Origin of the sequence: Hymenobacter sp. PAMC 26628, assembly GCF_001562275.1 — a bacterium.
Taxonomy (GTDB): domain Bacteria; phylum Bacteroidota; class Bacteroidia; order Cytophagales; family Hymenobacteraceae; genus Hymenobacter.
Window position 1 is genome coordinate 4,640,482 of the sequence record NZ_CP014304.1, and the last position, 16,910, is coordinate 4,657,391.

General features: G+C 62.2%; 13 protein-coding genes and 1 pseudogene. 10 read left to right on the plus strand and 4 right to left on the minus strand.

Going from position 1 to position 16,910, the window contains the following annotated elements:
* The first annotated feature begins 178 nt into the window (after positions 1 to 178).
* From AXW84_RS20120 to AXW84_RS20160, 10 genes are all read left to right on the plus strand, one after another.
* Positions 179 to 1,402, plus strand: a complete 1,224-nt coding sequence (locus AXW84_RS20120) for a T9SS type A sorting domain-containing protein (RefSeq protein WP_068237539.1) — start codon at positions 179 to 181, stop codon at positions 1,400 to 1,402.
* Between the two features lie 72 nt (positions 1,403 to 1,474).
* Positions 1,475 to 2,884, plus strand: coding sequence for an alpha-amylase family glycosyl hydrolase (locus AXW84_RS20125; protein ID WP_068237541.1), 1,410 nt, complete (start codon positions 1,475 to 1,477; stop codon positions 2,882 to 2,884).
* Positions 2,885 to 2,932: 48 nt separating this feature from the next.
* Positions 2,933 to 5,041, plus strand: coding sequence for a glycoside hydrolase family 97 protein (locus AXW84_RS20130; protein ID WP_068237544.1), 2,109 nt, complete (start codon positions 2,933 to 2,935; stop codon positions 5,039 to 5,041).
* 122 nt (positions 5,042 to 5,163) lie between these two features.
* On the plus strand, positions 5,164 to 6,561 hold the full coding sequence (locus tag AXW84_RS20135; RefSeq protein WP_068237546.1) for an alpha-amylase family glycosyl hydrolase: 1,398 nt from the start codon (positions 5,164 to 5,166) through the stop codon (positions 6,559 to 6,561).
* 89 nt (positions 6,562 to 6,650) lie between these two features.
* Positions 6,651 to 9,449 carry a starch-binding protein gene (locus tag AXW84_RS20140; protein ID WP_068237549.1) on the plus strand — a complete coding sequence of 933 codons (2,799 nt, stop codon included), beginning with the start codon at positions 6,651 to 6,653 and terminating at the stop codon, positions 9,447 to 9,449.
* Positions 9,450 to 9,920: 471 nt separating this feature from the next.
* Positions 9,921 to 10,226 (plus strand): hypothetical protein, encoded by a 306-nt coding sequence (locus tag AXW84_RS25230; RefSeq protein WP_157887150.1) that lies wholly within the window; start codon positions 9,921 to 9,923, stop codon positions 10,224 to 10,226.
* A gap of 101 nt (positions 10,227 to 10,327) precedes the next feature.
* Positions 10,328 to 10,684, plus strand: coding sequence for a hypothetical protein (locus AXW84_RS20145; RefSeq protein ID WP_157887151.1), 357 nt, complete (start codon positions 10,328 to 10,330; stop codon positions 10,682 to 10,684).
* A 46-nt stretch (positions 10,685 to 10,730) separates the two neighbouring features.
* Complete coding sequence (locus AXW84_RS20150) at positions 10,731 to 11,006, plus strand: helix-turn-helix domain-containing protein (protein ID WP_068237555.1); 276 nt, start codon at positions 10,731 to 10,733, stop codon at positions 11,004 to 11,006.
* 29 nt (positions 11,007 to 11,035) lie between these two features.
* On the plus strand, positions 11,036 to 11,743 hold the full coding sequence (locus tag AXW84_RS20155) for an IS630 family transposase (RefSeq protein WP_068237559.1): 708 nt from the start codon (positions 11,036 to 11,038) through the stop codon (positions 11,741 to 11,743).
* A 337-nt stretch (positions 11,744 to 12,080) separates the two neighbouring features.
* A complete protein-coding gene (locus AXW84_RS20160; RefSeq protein ID WP_068237569.1) occupies positions 12,081 to 12,335 on the plus strand; it encodes a hypothetical protein in 255 nt (84 codons plus the stop codon).
* Positions 12,336 to 12,660: 325 nt separating this feature from the next.
* Here the strand turns inward: AXW84_RS20160 and AXW84_RS26055 are convergent.
* From AXW84_RS26055 to AXW84_RS20180, 4 genes and pseudogenes are all read right to left on the minus strand, one after another.
* Positions 12,661 to 13,308: pseudogene (locus tag AXW84_RS26055) on the minus strand (DUF2490 domain-containing protein).
* A gap of 117 nt (positions 13,309 to 13,425) precedes the next feature.
* On the minus strand, positions 13,426 to 14,142 hold the full coding sequence (locus tag AXW84_RS20170; protein WP_068237573.1) for a YoaK family protein: 717 nt from the start codon (positions 14,140 to 14,142) through the stop codon (positions 13,426 to 13,428).
* Positions 14,143 to 14,322: 180 nt separating this feature from the next.
* Entirely contained in the window at positions 14,323 to 15,513 is a 1,191-nt protein-coding gene (locus AXW84_RS20175) for an oxalate decarboxylase family bicupin (protein WP_068237576.1), read from the minus strand.
* An 87-nt stretch (positions 15,514 to 15,600) separates the two neighbouring features.
* On the minus strand, positions 15,601 to 16,893 hold the full coding sequence (locus AXW84_RS20180) for a PQQ-dependent sugar dehydrogenase (RefSeq protein WP_068237580.1): 1,293 nt from the start codon (positions 16,891 to 16,893) through the stop codon (positions 15,601 to 15,603).
* Between the last annotated feature and the right edge of the window lie 17 nt (positions 16,894 to 16,910).

Genomic DNA, 16,910 nt, shown 5'->3' on the forward strand with positions numbered 1-16,910 from the left:
CCGTCCCAGCCGCCGGGCGGGTGCGCTGCCGGGGCCCCGCCTGCCCGAAGAAATTGCTACCGAATGTTATTTCCAGCCGGTTGGGCCAGGGCCCGGCCACCCGATTGGCAAGTTGGCGGCGCTGGTCGCGCGCACTTTTCTGCTTTCCTCACTTCTCCCCACCAATTTCCTTTTTACCATGAAAAAACTGACTACTCTGACGTTGGCCACCACCTTGGCAGCCGCCACGTTGAGCGCCCAGGCGCAGATTGCGTTGGATGGCGTCATCAGCGCCAACGAAATCGGCACCGGGGCCGGCCAGTACCAGTCGCTGGGCAAATTCACGACCTCGCACACCCCGACGCCTGGGGGCCCGACGGGTTTTGGTAACGCGGGCCTGTTGCAGATGTACGGGGCGAATAGCGCCAGCAAGCTCTACATCAGCCTGGCTGGCACCATTGAAGCCAGCAATAATAATTTTCAACTGTACATGGACTTGCCGAATGTAACCGGTGTACCAGTGGGCACTGGCTTGCCCAGCATTGCGGGTTCCTCAACGGTGTTCGGTACGTTTGCAGGCGGTAGCATCGGCGGCACCAAACTAGATTTGGAAGCCGACGTGGCTATTGCCACCACGGGGAAGGGCGACGTGTACGCCGCCATCTACAAGTCCGCCACCAGCGGGGTGGCCGCAGCGCTGGCTGTGGGCACCAAAGTCGATGGTACGTCCAGCACCGTGCCCGCTACCGCCACCACGGGCGACTACGCCTTGTTTGCCGGCACCCGCTTGGCGTACAAAACATTAACAGATGCTAGCGGCAAGTCTCTCGGCCTCAGCGACAACCCCGGTAATGCGAACGGCGGCGGGGCCGGCTCTTATGCCCTCGAATACGAGTTTGACCGCACGGCGCTAGGGCTGCCTTCCGGGGCCTCTATTGTGAAAGTATTTGCGGCTTACGTGAGCGGCGACGCCTACTGGTCGTCGGATATCATCCCTGAAACGACCGGCGGCACCCAGGGCACGGGCAATACCAAGGTCACCACGGGCGGCCTCAACAACATTGGCTTTTCGCCGGACTTCACGAACACGACGCTGTTTCCCGGCCTCCAGGCCGCCACGCTCAGCGTGGTGGTGCTCAGCAGCCGGCAGGCCGACGACGCCGTGGTGGCCATGAGCGTGTTCCCGAACCCGTCGCGGGGCGAATCGACCGTTTCGTACCAAGTGAAGGGCGCGGCCCAACCCGTGTCGGTGCGCGTCACCGATTTGCTGGGCCGCGACGTGCAGACCTTGTTGGACGCCCCGCAGAGCGCCGGCATCCACCAGCTGCGCGTGCCCATGAACCACCTCGCGGCGGGCGTGTACCTGGTGAAGGTGCGGGTAGCCGACAAAGTGGCTACCCGCCGCCTGGCCGTCACCCAGTAATTACCCGGGGCCCTCCGGCTTCGCTCATTTTTCGAGGGTGCCCGCCAAGTCCCAGGCCCTCATTCCGCACTTATGAAAAAAACCGTTCCTTTTCACCTGTTGGTGTTACTGGCCCTGGTGGCCGGGGGCCGGCCGGCCAGGGCCCAACGCGCAGCCGCCACCGCAGCCCTCCCCGCCGACCCGGCGCCGTACGGCCGGCCCTTCGCCGGGGTGCCCGAAAGCCAGAACGCGACCATTTACCAGGTCAACATGCGGGGCTTCAGCCAGGCCGGCAACTTCCGGGGCGTGTTGGCGCGGCTGGACTCGATCAAGGCCCTGGGCATCAACGTGGTGTACCTGATGCCGGTGTACCCCATCGGCAAGGTGCGGGCCGTGGACTCGCCGTTTGCGGTGCAGAACTACACGGCCGTGAACCCGGAGTTTGGCACGCTCGCCGACCTGCGGGCCGTCGTCGACGGGGCTCACGCCCGCGGCATGGCCGTCATCCTCGACTGGGTGGGTAACCACACCAGCTGGGACCACGCCTGGATCACGGCCCACCCCGACTGGTACGTGCACGACGCCACCGGTGCCATCGTGACCCCGATCCCGGACTGGAAGGACATAGCCCAGCTCAACTTTGCCAACCCGCAGCTGCGCGCGGCCATGCTGGGGGCCCTGCGTTACTGGGTGTTCCAAGCCAATATCGACGGCTACCGCTTTGACTACGCCGACGGGCCGACGGAGGCGTTTTTCACTGAGGCGTTGGCCAACCTCAAGGCCATCCGCGGCCGCAAGCTGCTGTTCTTGGCCGAAGGCGACAAGAAAAAATACTTCTTCCGGGCGGGCTTCCAACTTGACTACGACTTCCCCTTCATTCAGGTGATGCGGCGCGAGGTACTGCAAAACGGCAAGAGCGCTAAGCTGCTCGACTCGCTGACGGCGGTCGAGTACCGCGGCGCACCATCCACGGCCCGCATGGTGCGCTACACCTCCAACCACGACATTAACAGCTCGGAAGGGCCGCCGCAGGTCATGTTCCAGGGTCCCCGCGGGGCGATGGCCGCCTTCGTGGTGGCCGCCTACATGCAGGCCGTGCCGATGGTGTACAACGGCCAGGAAGTGGGCTACGCCGAGCGGGTGCCGTTCATGGGGCCCCGCAAGGCCATTGACTGGACGCCCAACCCGGCGCTGACCCAGGAATACAAGCAGCTGCTGCGCTTCCGCAACGGCAGCAACGCCGTGCGCAACGGGCAACTGGCGGCCTACAGCAGCGACGATGTGTGCGCCTTCACCAAAACCCTGGGCCCCGAGCAGGTGCTGGTGCTGGCCAACCTGCGCAACGCGCCCGTGGCCTACCACCTACCCGCGGCCTTGGGCGGCACGGCTTGGCAAAACGCCCTCACCGCAGGGCTGGTCCCCATCCCGGACGTCCCCTTCACCCTCCAGCCCTACCAGTACGTGGTTTTGCGAAGCCTGCCCCGCGCCGCCAATCGCCAATAAATTTGGAGCGCACCGTGCAAAGCACTTTCGAGAACCGACGAGCACCCCATGAAAAAATATTTGTTTTTGCTGCTGCTGGCAGCGGGGGCCCCGGCCGCCGCGCAGCCAGCTGGCCCCTTAGCCGCCAGCTTGGGCTCCGTGAAGCTGGCGTTTGCACTGAATGCGGCCGGCCAGCCGACTTATAGCGTCGCCTACGGCCAAAAGCCGGTGGTCAACGCCTCGCGGTTGGGCATTGCGCTGGCCGACGGCCCGGGCTTCGACGGGCCCTTGGTGTTGCTGGGCAGCGAGCGGAAAGACGCGGACGATACCTGGCAGCCGGTGTGGGGCGAAGTTAAAGACATCCGCGACCACTACCAGCAGCTTACCGTGCACCTGCGCCAGGCGGCCGCCCCTGGCCGCCGGCTCGACGTGGTGTTCCGGGTGTTTGCCGACGGCGTGGGCTTTCGCTACGAGTTTCCGCGGCAGTTGGCGCTGGGCAATTTCGTGGTTAGCGACGAGCTCACCGAGTTTGCCCTGCCCGCCGACCACCAGGCCTTTTGGATCCCCGGCGACTACGATACCAACGAGTACTACTACACGCACTCGCGCCTGAGCGCCGTTGACGGCGCGCCGCAGGTCAAGGCCTCCACGGAAATTGCCGTGCGCGAGGCCCCCGACCCGCAGGCCGTGGCCACGCCGCTCATGCTCAAGGCCGACGACGGGCTGTACGTGAACATTCACGAGGCGGCGCAGGTCGACTACCCGGCCCTGCAACTGCACGTGGACCGGGCCAGCCACCGCCTCACGGCCCGCCTCGTGCCCGACGCCGTGGGCAACAAGGCCTTTCTGCACGCGCCCTGCCGCACACCCTGGCGCACAATCATCGTGAGCGACCGGGCCCCCGACATCCTGGCCTCCAAGCTAATCCTTAACCTGAACGAGCCCAGCAAAATCGCCGACACGGGCTGGATCAAGCCCATGAAGTTCGTGGGCGTGTGGTGGGAAATGCAAATTGGCCGCACCGACTGGAAGTACGCCAACAGCGCTGACACGCTCGACGCCCGCGGTCAACTTATTCCTACCGGCCGCCACGGGGCCAATACGGCCAACGTGAAGCGCTACATCGACTTCGCCGCCCGGCACGGCATTGCGGGCGTACTGGTGGAGGGCTGGAACGTGGGTTGGGAAGACTGGTTTGGCAACTGGAAGGAGAACGTGTTCGATTTCGTGACGCCGTACCCGGATTTTGACGTGCAGCAAATCAGCCGGTACGCCAAAGCCAAGGGGGTGCAGATGATCATGCACAACGAGACCTCGGGCGCGGCCACCAACTACGAGCAGCACTTCGACACGGCTTATCAGTTCATGAACAAGTACGGCTACCCGGCCGTCAAAACCGGCTACGTGGGCCGCATCATCCCCCGGGGTGAGCACCACGACGGGCAGTGGATGAGTAACCACTTCGTGCGCGTGGCCAAAGCAGCGGCCCGGTACCGCGTGGTGGTCGACATGCACGAGGCGGTGCGCCCCACCGGCCTCTCGCGCACCTACCCCAACTGGATGGCCAGCGAGGCCGGCCGTGGCAACGAGTACAATGCCTTTAGTACCGGCAGTCCGCCCGACCACGAGACGATCATGCCCTTTACCCGCCTCATGGGGGGACCAATGGATTATACGCCCGGCATTTTCAAGCTCAAAAACTACGAGCCCACCGGCAAGCGCCAGGTGCGCACCACCCTGGCTAAGCAGCTGGCTTTGTACGTAACCATGTACTCGCCGCTACAAATGGCGGCCGACCTGCCCGAGAATTACGAGCAGCACCTAGACGCGTTCCAGTTCATTGCGGACGTGCCCGTGGACTGGGACGATACCCGCATCCTGGCCGCCGAGCCCGGCGATTACCTCACCACCGTGCGCAAAGCCAAGGGCAAGGACGAGTGGTATTTGGGCAGCATCACCGACGAAAACGCCCGCCAGCAACCCGTGAAGCTGGATTTCCTCACGCCCGGCCAGCGCTACGAAGCCATTCTCTACGCCGACGGCAAGGGCGCTGATTGGCAAAAGAACCCAACGGCTTACCAAATTACCAAGCGGGTAGTCACCAGCAAGTTGGTGCTCACGCTAAAGCTGGCGCCGGGCGGCGGCGCGGCGGTCAGCTTCCGGCCCGTCGGCAAATAAGGGGCCCCAGCACCTTGTCCATTTCCTGATTTCTGGCCTAAACCGGGGCCCCATCGCCGGCGGTTCCACCGCCGCCCAGGGCCCCAGTTATACTTATTTTCTCGTTTCTAGCCTTTTATCCAATGCTTACGCTACGCACCGCATTCAAGCACAGCCGGGCCCTGGTGGCGCTGGCGGGGCTGCTCATCGGCTGCAAACCGGCGGTGCCGGATGCCCCCACTCCGGTCGCGCCCACCACGGCCACGCCGGCGCAGTACGGCACCCCTTACGCTGGTGTGCCGAACCGGGAAGACGCAGTGATTTACCAAGTCAACATGCGGGCCTTTAGCCAGAACGGCAACTTTGCCGGCGTCACGGCCCGGCTCGATTCCATCAAGGCCATTGGCGTGAACGTGCTCTACCTCATGCCCATTTACCCGGTAGGGGCCCTAAAATCGGTGAACTCGCCCTACTGCGTGAAGGACTACACGGCCGTGAACCCGGAGTTTGGCACCCTTGACGACCTGCGCACGCTGGTAGACGGCGCCCATGCCCGCGGCCTGACGGTGATGCTGGACTGGGTGGCCAACCACACCAGCTTCGATCACGCCTGGATTGCGGCCCACCCCGACTGGTACCTGCGCGACGGGGCCGGCAACATCCTCTCGCCGCCCAACACCACCTACACCGACGTGGCCCAGCTCAACTTCAGCAGCGCCCCCATGCGCCTGGCGATGATAGCAGCCATGAAATCGTGGGTGTACACGGCCAACGTCGACGGTTTTCGCTGCGACTACTCCGACCCCGTTATCCCGCCCGATTTCTGGAAGCAGGCCATTGATACGCTGCGTAACGTTAAGACCCACAAGTTGCTGCTCCTAGCCGAAGGTACTCGCAGCGCTAATTTTACGTCGGGCTTTGACTACAACTTTGGTTTTAACTTCTATGGCGCATTGCGCAATGTGTACGGGAGCAATGGTGCTGCCACTAGCCTTACGCTCCTCAATACCAGCGAATACGTAGGCGCTAACGCTACGCAGCAAGTGGTGCGGTACACCACCAATCACGACGTGAATGGCTCGGACGGCACACCCGTGGCCTTGTACGGCGGCAACGCGGGCGCCATGTCAGCTTTCGTTATTGCCTCTTGCTTCAAGGGTGTTCCTTTCGTGTATAACGGTCAGGAGGCAGGGATGACTGCGCCCATTACCTTCCCTTTCACCACGGTAAAAGTGCAGTGGGGGCAGCACGCTGATGTGAAGCGTGCTTACCAGCAGCTGCTCGCTACTCGCGCTGCCAGCCCCGCGCTCCAGCACGGTGCCCCAGTGGCCTATAGCACGAATGACGTGTGTGCTTTTACCAAATCGGCAGGCAATGACCAGGCGCTGGTACTAGTTAACGTTCGCAATGCCCCTACTCAGTATGCAGTGCCTGCCGCTCTTGCCAATACCACTTGGACCAACGCGTTACAAGGCGGCTCCGTTACGGTAGGCACGCAGATTTTGCTGCCAGCGTACGGGTACATGATACTCAAGAAATAGCAAGGGAGGTTTTGAGGACGATTAACAGCGAAGAACAGGCCATAAGTTAGCCGCAGTCACATTCACAAATTGACAAACGACCAATTTTTATGAGAATCATGTACGCGAAAGGAAGGACCCAGGTACTTGCCTTGCTGACAGCAATTTTTACGGTTGTTTGCTCTACTGTTTTTGCCCAGGATCCGGGGCAATACAGCACCCCTTTTAAGGGAGTTCCCGATACCAGGGACATTACTGTGTACCAGGTGAACACACGGGCTTTTAGCCCGGGGAGCAATTTAGCCGGGGTTACTGCCCGATTGGATGAAATTAGTGATTTAGGAAGCAATGTTGTTTACTTGATGCCGGTGTTCCCGGTGGGCACCGATGCCAGAAGTAAAGTTGCCAGTTCTGCTTCTCCTTACTGCATCAAGGACTTCACCGCGGTGGGAACGGAATACGGAACGTTAGCAGATTTGCGCACACTTGTCGACGGGGCGCATAGCCGGGGCATGGCGGTAATCCTGGATTGGGTGGTAAACCAAACTTCCTGGGATCATCCTTGGATTACGCAACACCCCGACTGGTACGTGCGGAACGCCAGCGGCGTTATTCAACAATTGGGATCGTACTCGGATGTGGCGGCGCTGGATGTGAACAATGTAGACGTGCGCAACGCCATGATCAAGGCGATGCGCTACTGGATTTTCGCGGCCAACGTAGATGGTTTCCGGTGTGACTTTGCGGACAATCCAGGGCTTGATTTCTGGAAGCAAACGATAGATAACCTAAGAAGCATAAAATCCCATAGGCTGGTTATGCTGGCCGAAGGCGAGCGGGTAGAAAATTTTAATGCTGGATTTGATTTAAACTATGGCTTTAAGTTTTACAATAACGCGCTGAAACCCATCCATGCGGGTGCTCCGGTGACCACTATTCAAACCGCAACGGATACAGAGTACACCTACGCCAACAGTACGCAACAGGTAGCCCGTTACACCGGAAACCACGACACAAACGGTTCGGAAGGCACTCCGCTTGAGGTATTCGGCGGCACGGCCGGGGTAATGGCGAACTTCGTGGTGTCCGCTTACATGAAAGGCGTCCCTTTTGTATACAACGGCCAGGAAGTGGCCTTTGCTAAAAGAATACCTTTCCCCTGGGACGGGGTGAAGATCGACTGGGGGCAAAATGCCACTGTTACCGAAGAATTTAAAAACGTTATCGGTTTTAGAAACAGCAGCACGGCCATCCGGCGGGGCGCAATGGCTAACTATTCCGATTTGAATGTTTGCGCTTTTACAAAAATAGCCGGCACCGAAAAAGTCTTGGTGTTTTCTAATCTCAGAGCCACGGCTTCGGCATACACTGTGCCGGCGGCTTTGGCCGGCACCTACCAAGACGCTTACACCGGCGCTGCCGTGACCTTGACCGCCGGCGCTCCCCTGGCTTTGAAAGGCTTTGAGTACCGTACGCTAACCACCATGAATGCTCCGGCTTTTACCCGGATAGCCGTGTCGCCCCTGAACACCATCATTGTTGCTGGTACTACCACACAACTTACGGCAACCGTAACCCCGTTGGCTGCCAAAAATCGACCAGTAACCTGGAGTTCCAGCAATACCACGCTAGCTACCGTTACTCCATCCGGCTTGGTTACCGGCATCGCCCCGGGCAGTGTCACCATCACGGCTACTACTAACGGGAATAAAACCGCCACCTCGGCCATTACAGTTGTGGAACCCAACAGGTTCACGGTCAACTTTTTCAAGCCAGCGGGTTGGGGCGCGGGCGTAAATGTGTACTGGTACAACGCACAGCCGGCCGGTTCACTGCCCAGCCCTTCCTGGCCTGGCGCAAGCATGACTACTACTGGGGACGGCTGGTATAGCTACACGTTTAGCAATATCTCCTCTATAACAGTTATTTTCAACGATGGCACCCGTCAATCAGCCGATTTAACCAGGAACAAAACTGGTTGGTATGTAAATGGTACTTGGTACGATACCAAACCGGTAGTTTCAACTAATACGTTTACAGTCAACTTCTTCAAGCCAGCAGGTTGGGGGGCGGGCGTAAATGTGTACTGGTACAACGCGCTGCCAGTCAGTGCGCCGCTTAGCCCTTCCTGGCCTGGCGCAAGCATGACGGATAACGGGGATGGCTGGTATAGCTACACGTTTACCAATACAGATTCTGCGGTTCTCATCTTCAATGACGGCACCAATCAGGCAGCCGATGGTATCCGGGATAGAACTGGTTGGTATGTAAATGGTACCTGGTACGACACCAAGCCGCAAATTCCAAGCAATGGTTTTATGGTCAACTTCTTTAAGCCATCGAACTGGGCAACAGGCGTAAATGTGTACTGGTACAATGCCGAGCCGGCCGGTTCGCTGCCGAGCCCTTCCTGGCCCGGCGTAAGCATGACTCCTAGCGGGGATGGCTGGTATAGTTATACATTTAAGAACATTTCTTCTGCCATTCTCATCTTCAATGACGGCACCAATCAGACACCTGATGGTATCAGGGATAGAACCGGCTGGTATTTTAACGGTACCTGGTACGACACCAAACCCGATATTGCTATTAGTGCGGCCACTAGTAATTTACTTGGTGCTAATTCGGCCGTTAAAGCACCTGCTATCGAAGCCAAAGCAACTGATAAGCCCGATTTTATACAAATATTTCCCAATCCGGCACAGGATAATACATTTACTATCTTCATACCCGGATTGCATGATAATGAACTAGCAACGCTTTCCGTGCTGGATGTAAACGGAAGAATAGCGTTGAGGACGCAGGTGCATCAATTAGCCAGAATCAGCCATAATCTGAAGGCAGGAATGTATATGGTCCGGATAAGTACCAGAGAAACGAATATTATAAAAAAGCTTATTGTGGAGTAGGGCTAAAGTGGCCTCACGATGTTGCTCCCCCACCAGCCCGTCCGCCACCCGGCTCTGCGGCTGCTCGATGGGTTGGGCCGCACTGTACCCAACCGCGAAGCCGTGCACGCTGACCAACGACTAAACGTGGCTGGCTTACCTGACGGCCTATATCTGCTACACGCCACAGACGGTGGCTTTGCTTACACCGGCAAGTTTGCTATTGAACAGGGCTGCTTGCCAGCTGGGCTAGTGGTTGACCGGCTGCAATGCAGACGAACAGCCGAGTAGAGCGGTTGTATAAAGAAAACGGTAAACGGATGCACTTGTCGGGCGCGTTGCTCAGGCGTAATGGTACGGCTAAGGTAACCGAGCTTATCAACACCGATCTGAGCGGCTACTAGCCGTCTGCACGAGCCGCATGGCCTCCGACTACCCTTTCACCGATAGCGCCGTCGCCCACTACGGCGCGGCGCTAGTGTATTACCGCCTGTGCCAAGCCGACCAGGATGGCACCAGCCACTTCGCACCTTTGCCTCCGACGCCCCGACCTGGGCGCTGACCGCCTACCCTATCCCCTGGGCCGAGGACCTCAGTGCCCAGCCCAGCAGCGAGTCGAGCCCGCTAGTCCTTACCCTGCTCGGTGCAGCGGGCCACACTGTGCCGCAGCAGTCGACGACCCGCAAGCCGGTCATTCAACTAATTGGCTTGCCGGCTGCGGTGTCCTTGCCCCCGGCGCCTATGGTGCGGGTGCAGCAAAATGGTCGCATCCGCACCATGCGCGTGGTGCGTCAGTAGTACTGGTTTTTTTTACTTTTCCCATCCCCAGCATAAAGAAGTTGAAAGGCTCATTTTTACCTGCGGCCGTAGGTCGGCGGCTCGCGGCCGTGGCTATACTCATGGGGCTTAGCGTTACGGCGGCCCAAGCGCAACAGGTCATTCTGGAAGGCTTCTGGTGGAAATACAAGAACAATAACTATCCCGATGGGTGGGCTAATTACGGTGCCGACCTGGCCCCGCGTCTCAAGGCGATGGGCATCAACGCCGTGTGGATGCCACTGAACCTGAAAACGTGGATGCCGACCAACGAGGTTTATTCAAATGGCTATTCGCCCTTTGACAACTACGACCTCGGCGATAAGTATCAGCACGGTAAGCTGCGCACTAACTCCGGCACGAAGGATGAGTTGCTGCGGTGCGTGGCCATTCTGCACGCCAATGGCATCGATGTGGTGCAGGACATCGTGCTTAAGTAGTCGCGCAAAAGTAATCGCATAAAAACGGAGACGTTAAATTTGGTGCATGCGCGCCCCCCTTGCCTTAACCCCCGACGAAGTCACCACCCTCGACGCGTGTAGCCACCACGCCCGCCATCCCCGCCAGCGCCGCCGCGCCCAAGCCGTACTGGGCCACCACCGGGGCCAGACCCTGAACCAATTGGCGGCCTTCTTTGCCGTCCGCTACGCCACCGTCCACGGGTGGCTCAGCGCGTGGCGCGGCCAGGGCCTGGCGGGCCTGCTCGAAGGCCAACGGGCCGGCCGGCCCCCCAAACTGCCCCCGGCGGCCCAAAAAAAGTAAGGGCCTGGCTCGGCCCCGCCCCCCAACAGTTGCGGCGCTGGATTCCGCGCCTGCGCCGCGCCTTTGGCATCAAGCTGCACCTGAGCACGTTGCGCCGGCTGGCGCGCGCCGCCGGCTACGCCTGGAAGCGCTGCCGGCGCTCCTTGCGGGCCCAGCGCGACCCGGCCGCTTTTGCCGCCTGCCAAGCCCGGTTGCGGGACCTGCACCGGGCCGAGGCCTGCGGCGAAGTGGCCGTGGTCTCCGTCGACGAGTGCCGCTGCTCGCGCCAGGCCCCCGTGCCCTACGCCTGGCAGCGCCGCGGCCAGCCCCCGGTAGCGCTGCCCGCCGTACGCGGCCGCGGCGGACATGCCGTGCTGGGCTTCTGGCAGGCCCACGCCCCCGGCCAGCCCCTGCAGGCCTACGTGCGGGCCGGGGCCCTCACCGCCGACCTGTTCGTGCTGGCCGTCACGGACTTCGCCCAGTCCCTGGACCGCCCCACCGTCCTGGTGCTGGACAACGCCTCGATTCACCGGGCCCACGTGGTCCGCGCCTGCCACGCCGCATGGGCGGCGAAGGGCCTGAGCCTGCTGTTCTTGCCGCCCTACAGCCCGGAACTCAACCGTATCGAACTGCTCTGGCACCGCTGCAAGCACTATTGGGTGCGGCCGGAGGACTACCAATCCGACCACACCTTGCTTCAACGCATCGAACACGTCCTGATCCGAATCGGAAAAAATTATACGGTTACTTTTGCGTGACTACTTAATCATCTGGATGGGGCCGGCTCAGACGACAGCTACACCGGAGGCCAGGACCCGGCCGCCGCGGACGACGGCGCAACCAATCGGATGAAGAACTTTCACTACGTGAGCTACACCTCGCCGGCCAGCAGCGAGACGGCCGCCAACTACCTGGCCCGGACCGGTCGGTTTCCTAAAAACTGGTAGAATTTCAATCCCAACCCTGGTAACAATTCGATCACCGGCGACCGGCGACTGGAATGCCCCTTACTTCGGTCCGGATATAAGCTACTACCCCGGCTCTTACGGCCAGAGCTCCAACGCTGCCTATAACCCCGGGCAGGCCAGCGACTACATGCGCAACAGCACCCGGGGCTGGCTGGTGTGGTACAAGAAGCAAGTGAGCTTTGACGGCATGCGCCTGGGTGCAGTAAAGCTGTTCCCGGACTTTGCCACGGATGATTTTCTTAGCAGCCTGCAAACCAGCGCTGACTGGACCAGCGGCGGCGCTACCATGTTTGCCGTGGGCGAATATGCCCAAGCTACCACGGCGGCAATGGACCAGTGGGCGGCCAACGTTAACAACCGCGCCGGCACCTTCGACTTTTAGCTGCGCGGTGGCCTGCTCGCGCTCGTCAACGGCAATGGCGCCTTCAACATCGGTTCGCTGCCTGGCTACCAGCAGGGCACCCGCGTGGTCACCATCAACGGCACTACGGTGCATCGCACGGTGCCGTTCGTCAACAACCACGACACCTTTCGGCCCAACGTCGATGCCAGCGGCAACTACGTCAGCTGGGATACGGGCGGGGAGCTGTACCCGCACATCGACCCCGCCGACCCGCGCCTTTCGGCCCAGCCCTGGCCGTGGACGGCTCGCCCCAAATCTTCTTCAAAGACCTGTTCAGCATCGGCACCACCGGCAAGCGCTTCACTCATAATCCCGCAGTGCCACTGGCCTGCCTGCCCGCTCTGATATTGAAAACTTGATTTGGTGCCACCAGAACCTGCATTTCAAAGACAGTGCCTATCTCTACCTTAGCATCTTTCGTGAACTGGTGGCCCAGCCCGCCCGAAGTGCGGTTCTGGTTGAAGATTTTGTTTTGCACGTTCGGCCCAAAGGCCGTAAACAGCTCATCGTAGACGTTCAAATACTACTCGCCATCGTCGAGGGTTGTCCTTTGCAGGGCCAACGCGCCGGCCAGGTAGTAGCGAATGCGGTTCTGATAGGTCCATTTCGCCACCGCGCCCTCGCCGCCGTCCGTGCGCGTGCCCAGCCAGCGCTGCTCCAGGCGCAGGCGCTGCGTGGGCCCGAGCCGGCCCAGCGGGGTGGTGAGGGTCGCGTCTTCGTAGAGCCGGTTTTCCGGCGAGGCCCGCCGCCCCGCCACGGCGGGGTAGTCGCCGTAGCGGAAGCTCTGGAAGTACGTGTAGCCGCCCGACACCTTCACCCGGTCGGTGAGGGTGCGGCCCAGGCCCAGCCGCGAGAGCTGGTTCTGCGGCACCCGCAGCCAGTGCATCCGCCGCGCCTGGTACTCGGTGTGCAGCGTCCACTTCCGGGCAATCTGGTGGTCGCCCACGTACACAAACCAGGCGATGGTGTTGCGGTCGTTCAGGCGGTTGTTCTGGCCGTAGCCGGCCGCCGAGCAGGAGTAGAAGCGTTTTCATTTGATGAGCGCCTGAAGCAGCTGGTTGGCAAAAGCCTACTTGGTGTCGCGCACGCGCCGGGCCAGCAGGGCCAGCAGCAGGCTACCGCCAACGGCCACCGGCAGCGCCAGCGCCCCCCGCTGCACCAGCAGCGCGCCCCCGGCCAGGGCCCCGCCAACAAAGGCCAGCCAGACCGAGAAGAGCCCCGGCCAGCCTTTCGCCGGGGCGTGGCCGCTCACCAGGTCGGCCAGGCCCCGGCCGATTTGCATGAGCGTGCCCGTCACGTACCCCAGGCTGACCGACACGCTGCCTTCCTTGTGCACCGTGGCCGTGAGCACGCCCATTGCCAGCGCGAGACAGGCAATGGCCCCGGCCGGCCAGGCCCCGGCCCCCAACAGCAAGGCGGCCACCACAAGCAAAACGAGCGTGCGGCTCCACTGCCCGGCCCAACGGGAGAGCAGGTTGCCGCCCATCACGCCCGTCACGTACAGGGCGACGACCCCGAACAGCAGCACGATTTTGCTGGCGCTGTGCTGGGCCAGGGCCACGCCCAGCGCGGTGGTGTTGCCGCTCATAAACGAGACGTACAGCTTGTCATAGCGCAGGTAGCTGATGGCATCGACGTAGCCCGAGAGCGTCACCAGCGCCAGCGTGAAGCTCTGTGTAGCTAGGAGCGCGATGGCCGGCCCAGCCGCCGCGGCCGGGGCAGGGGCCGCCGCGGGCACGGCGGCTGGGCCGGCCGCCGCGGCGGGGCCAGAAGAAATAGTTGCCATAGGATTGGGAAGTAGGGTTTCGTGGAATACTCGTTCGGGCGGGCACTTTACCCCCTAACCCCCTCTCTTTTGGAGAGGGGGCAGAGCTGTTGCGTTCTGGCGCAGGGCGATAACGCGAGAACGTAATAGCTCTGGGGCTATGCCCCGGAGGGGTCTCGTGAGGTTACCCGCGCAGGGCGCTTAGCCCTTGACCACGACGGCCGCCTTCTTTTGCAGGTGCGCGATAAAGTCGTCGCCCAGCTGCAAGTGGGCTTTCACCAGCGCGGGCGGGGTTAGGGCCAGCCACTGATTGAGCGAGAAATCGGCGTAGCGCGCGCTCTTGAACACTTCCAGAAAGCGCAGCGTGGTCGTGCCGGTGTTCTCGATGTAGTGGCCCATGGCGAAGGGCACGGCCCCCACGTCGCCGGCCTGGAAATCGAAGGTGCGGGCCTTGCCGCCCGAAGCGAACACGCCCATGCGGGCCTGCCCTTCCAGGTAGTACTGCCACTCGTCGGTGTTCGAGTGCCAGTGCAGCTCGCGCATCCCGCCCGGCTCGACTTCCACCAGCGCGGCGGCCACGGTCTTCGAGATGGGAAAAACGCTCGAATCCACGATGGTGGCCGTGCCGCCGGGCAGCTGCTGGGGCTTCTGGTCCGACATGTGGTAGGAATACTGCGTCGGCGAGGCGCCCTGCGGGGAGGCGATGCGGTCTTGGTCGAGCGGGCCGGGCGCGGGGGCCGGGAAAATCCACCACTCCTTGGTGGGCAGGTTCTTCAGCGACGCCTCCGGCACGCCAAAGTTCTTGGCAATCACCGAGCGGGGCACGTGCGCGAGCCAGTCGGTGAGCAAAAAGGTGTCGTTTTCGGAAAACGTGCCGTCGTCGAACACCAGCAGAAACTCGCAGCCTTCGGCCAGGGCCTGAATGGAGTGCGGGATGCCGGGCGGGAAGTACCACAGGTCCCCTACCCCCACGTCGTCCACGAAGTTGCGGCCCTGCTCGTCGATGGCCGTGATGCGGGCGCGGCCCACCGTCATGTAGGCCCACTCGGCCTGCTTGTGCCAGTGCATTTCGCGCACGCCGGTTTCGTGCTCGCCCCCGTTGAGGCGCATGTTCACGCCGGCCAGCTCCGTGGCAATGGGCAGGGCCAGCTCGGTCACCTCGCGGGCCCAGCCGCCGGGTTCGAGGCGGTTGTGCGAGTCGGAGAACGAGTAGCGCAAGTTCGGCACCGTGCCGTGGTCGGTGATGGGGGCAGCGAGCAGGTCAGGGTTCTGCCGGTCGCGCTCAAGGTTGCGCGGGCCGGGGTCGGTACCGCCGCGGGCACCGTCCAGCGGTTGGGGGATGGGGGCGGCCGGCGGCGCGAGGTCCGGGGCGGCGGGTTGGGGGGAAGCCATGTGGTTGGGGGAGAGGGATTGAAAGTGGGGGAAATTGAAAAAAGCTAGGGAGATAAGGGAGCTGGCCGCCGCCGGGCCCGGCCGCCGCTAGCCGCGGTAGCTCACGCGCCAGATGACGCCCGCCCCGTCGTCGGCGATGAGCAGCGAGCCGTCGGCGGCCGTGATGACGCCCACCGGGCGGCCCCACACCTGCGGGGTGCCCGCCTGGCCGGGGTTGAGCTGCCAGCCCGTCACGAAGTCCTCGTAGCTGGCCCCGCGCCCGTCGGGGCCGGCGGTGGCGGGCGCGCCCGTCATCTTGTTCATGCGCACGCGCACCACCTTGTAGCCGGTGCCCACCGAGCGGTTCCAGGAGCCGCGCATGGCGATGAACAGGTCGTTGCGGGCGTCGGCCGGAAACATCGCGCCGGTGTAGAAGGCGAGGCCGATGGCGGCCGAGTGCGGCTCAAACAGCACCTCCGGGGTGCGGGTGCTGGCCACCTGAGCCGGCAGCGGGCCGCTGATGCGGGGGTCGCGGTTGGTGGGGGCCAGGTACACCCAGGGGTAGCCAAAGAAGCTGCCGCGGGGCAGCACCGTGGCGTAGTCGGGCACGAGGCCGTCGCCCAGCTCGTCGCGCTCGTTCACGGCCAGCCAGATTTCGCCGGGCCGGGCCGGGTTCACGTCGATGCCCAGCGGGCTGCGCGTGCCCGACGCGTAGGTGAGGCCCCCGCTGCCATCGAGGTTGAACTCCTGCACCGTGGCGCGGGTGTCCTGCTCCACCGCCACGTTCTGCGACGAGCCAATGGGCACGTACATCTTGTTGTTCAGAATCAGCAGCGTCCGGTAGGCGTGCTGGCCCCCTTCGGGGATGGTCACCAGCTTGGTGGGAGCCCCGCTGGCTTTGGTCTGGCCGCTGGCGTAGTCGTAGCGGTAGACGGCCCCCGAGCAGGCCACGTAGAGGTAATTGCCCTGAAAAGCCAGGCCCATCGGCCGGTCCAGCAGGCCCTGCGAGGCCCAGGTGCCCACCGAGTCGGCGGCCCCGGTCGAATTGGCGCGCAGCACCATAATCTGGTTATTATCGCCCTGGGCCACGAACACGTCGCCGTTGGGGGCGATGGCCAGCCCGCGGCCATTCATTACCCGTTCCCGAAAGATGTTGACAACGTAGCCGGCCGGCACCTGCAGCGTGGCCCCGGCCGGGCGCTTCATCAGCACCTGGGGGTAGTTGGTGGCCACGGTGGTGGCATACGGAGCTGGCAGGCCCGCCACCCGAATAGTCGACACGGCGGGCGTGAGCGTCGTCGTCAGAAAATCCGTGGACTGCGGGGTGGCGCTATCGCCGTCTTTCTTGCAAGCCGCCAGGGCCAGCAGCGCGCCCGCTAGGAATAAGCTGTAGTTTTTCATAGACATTTTAGTAGACA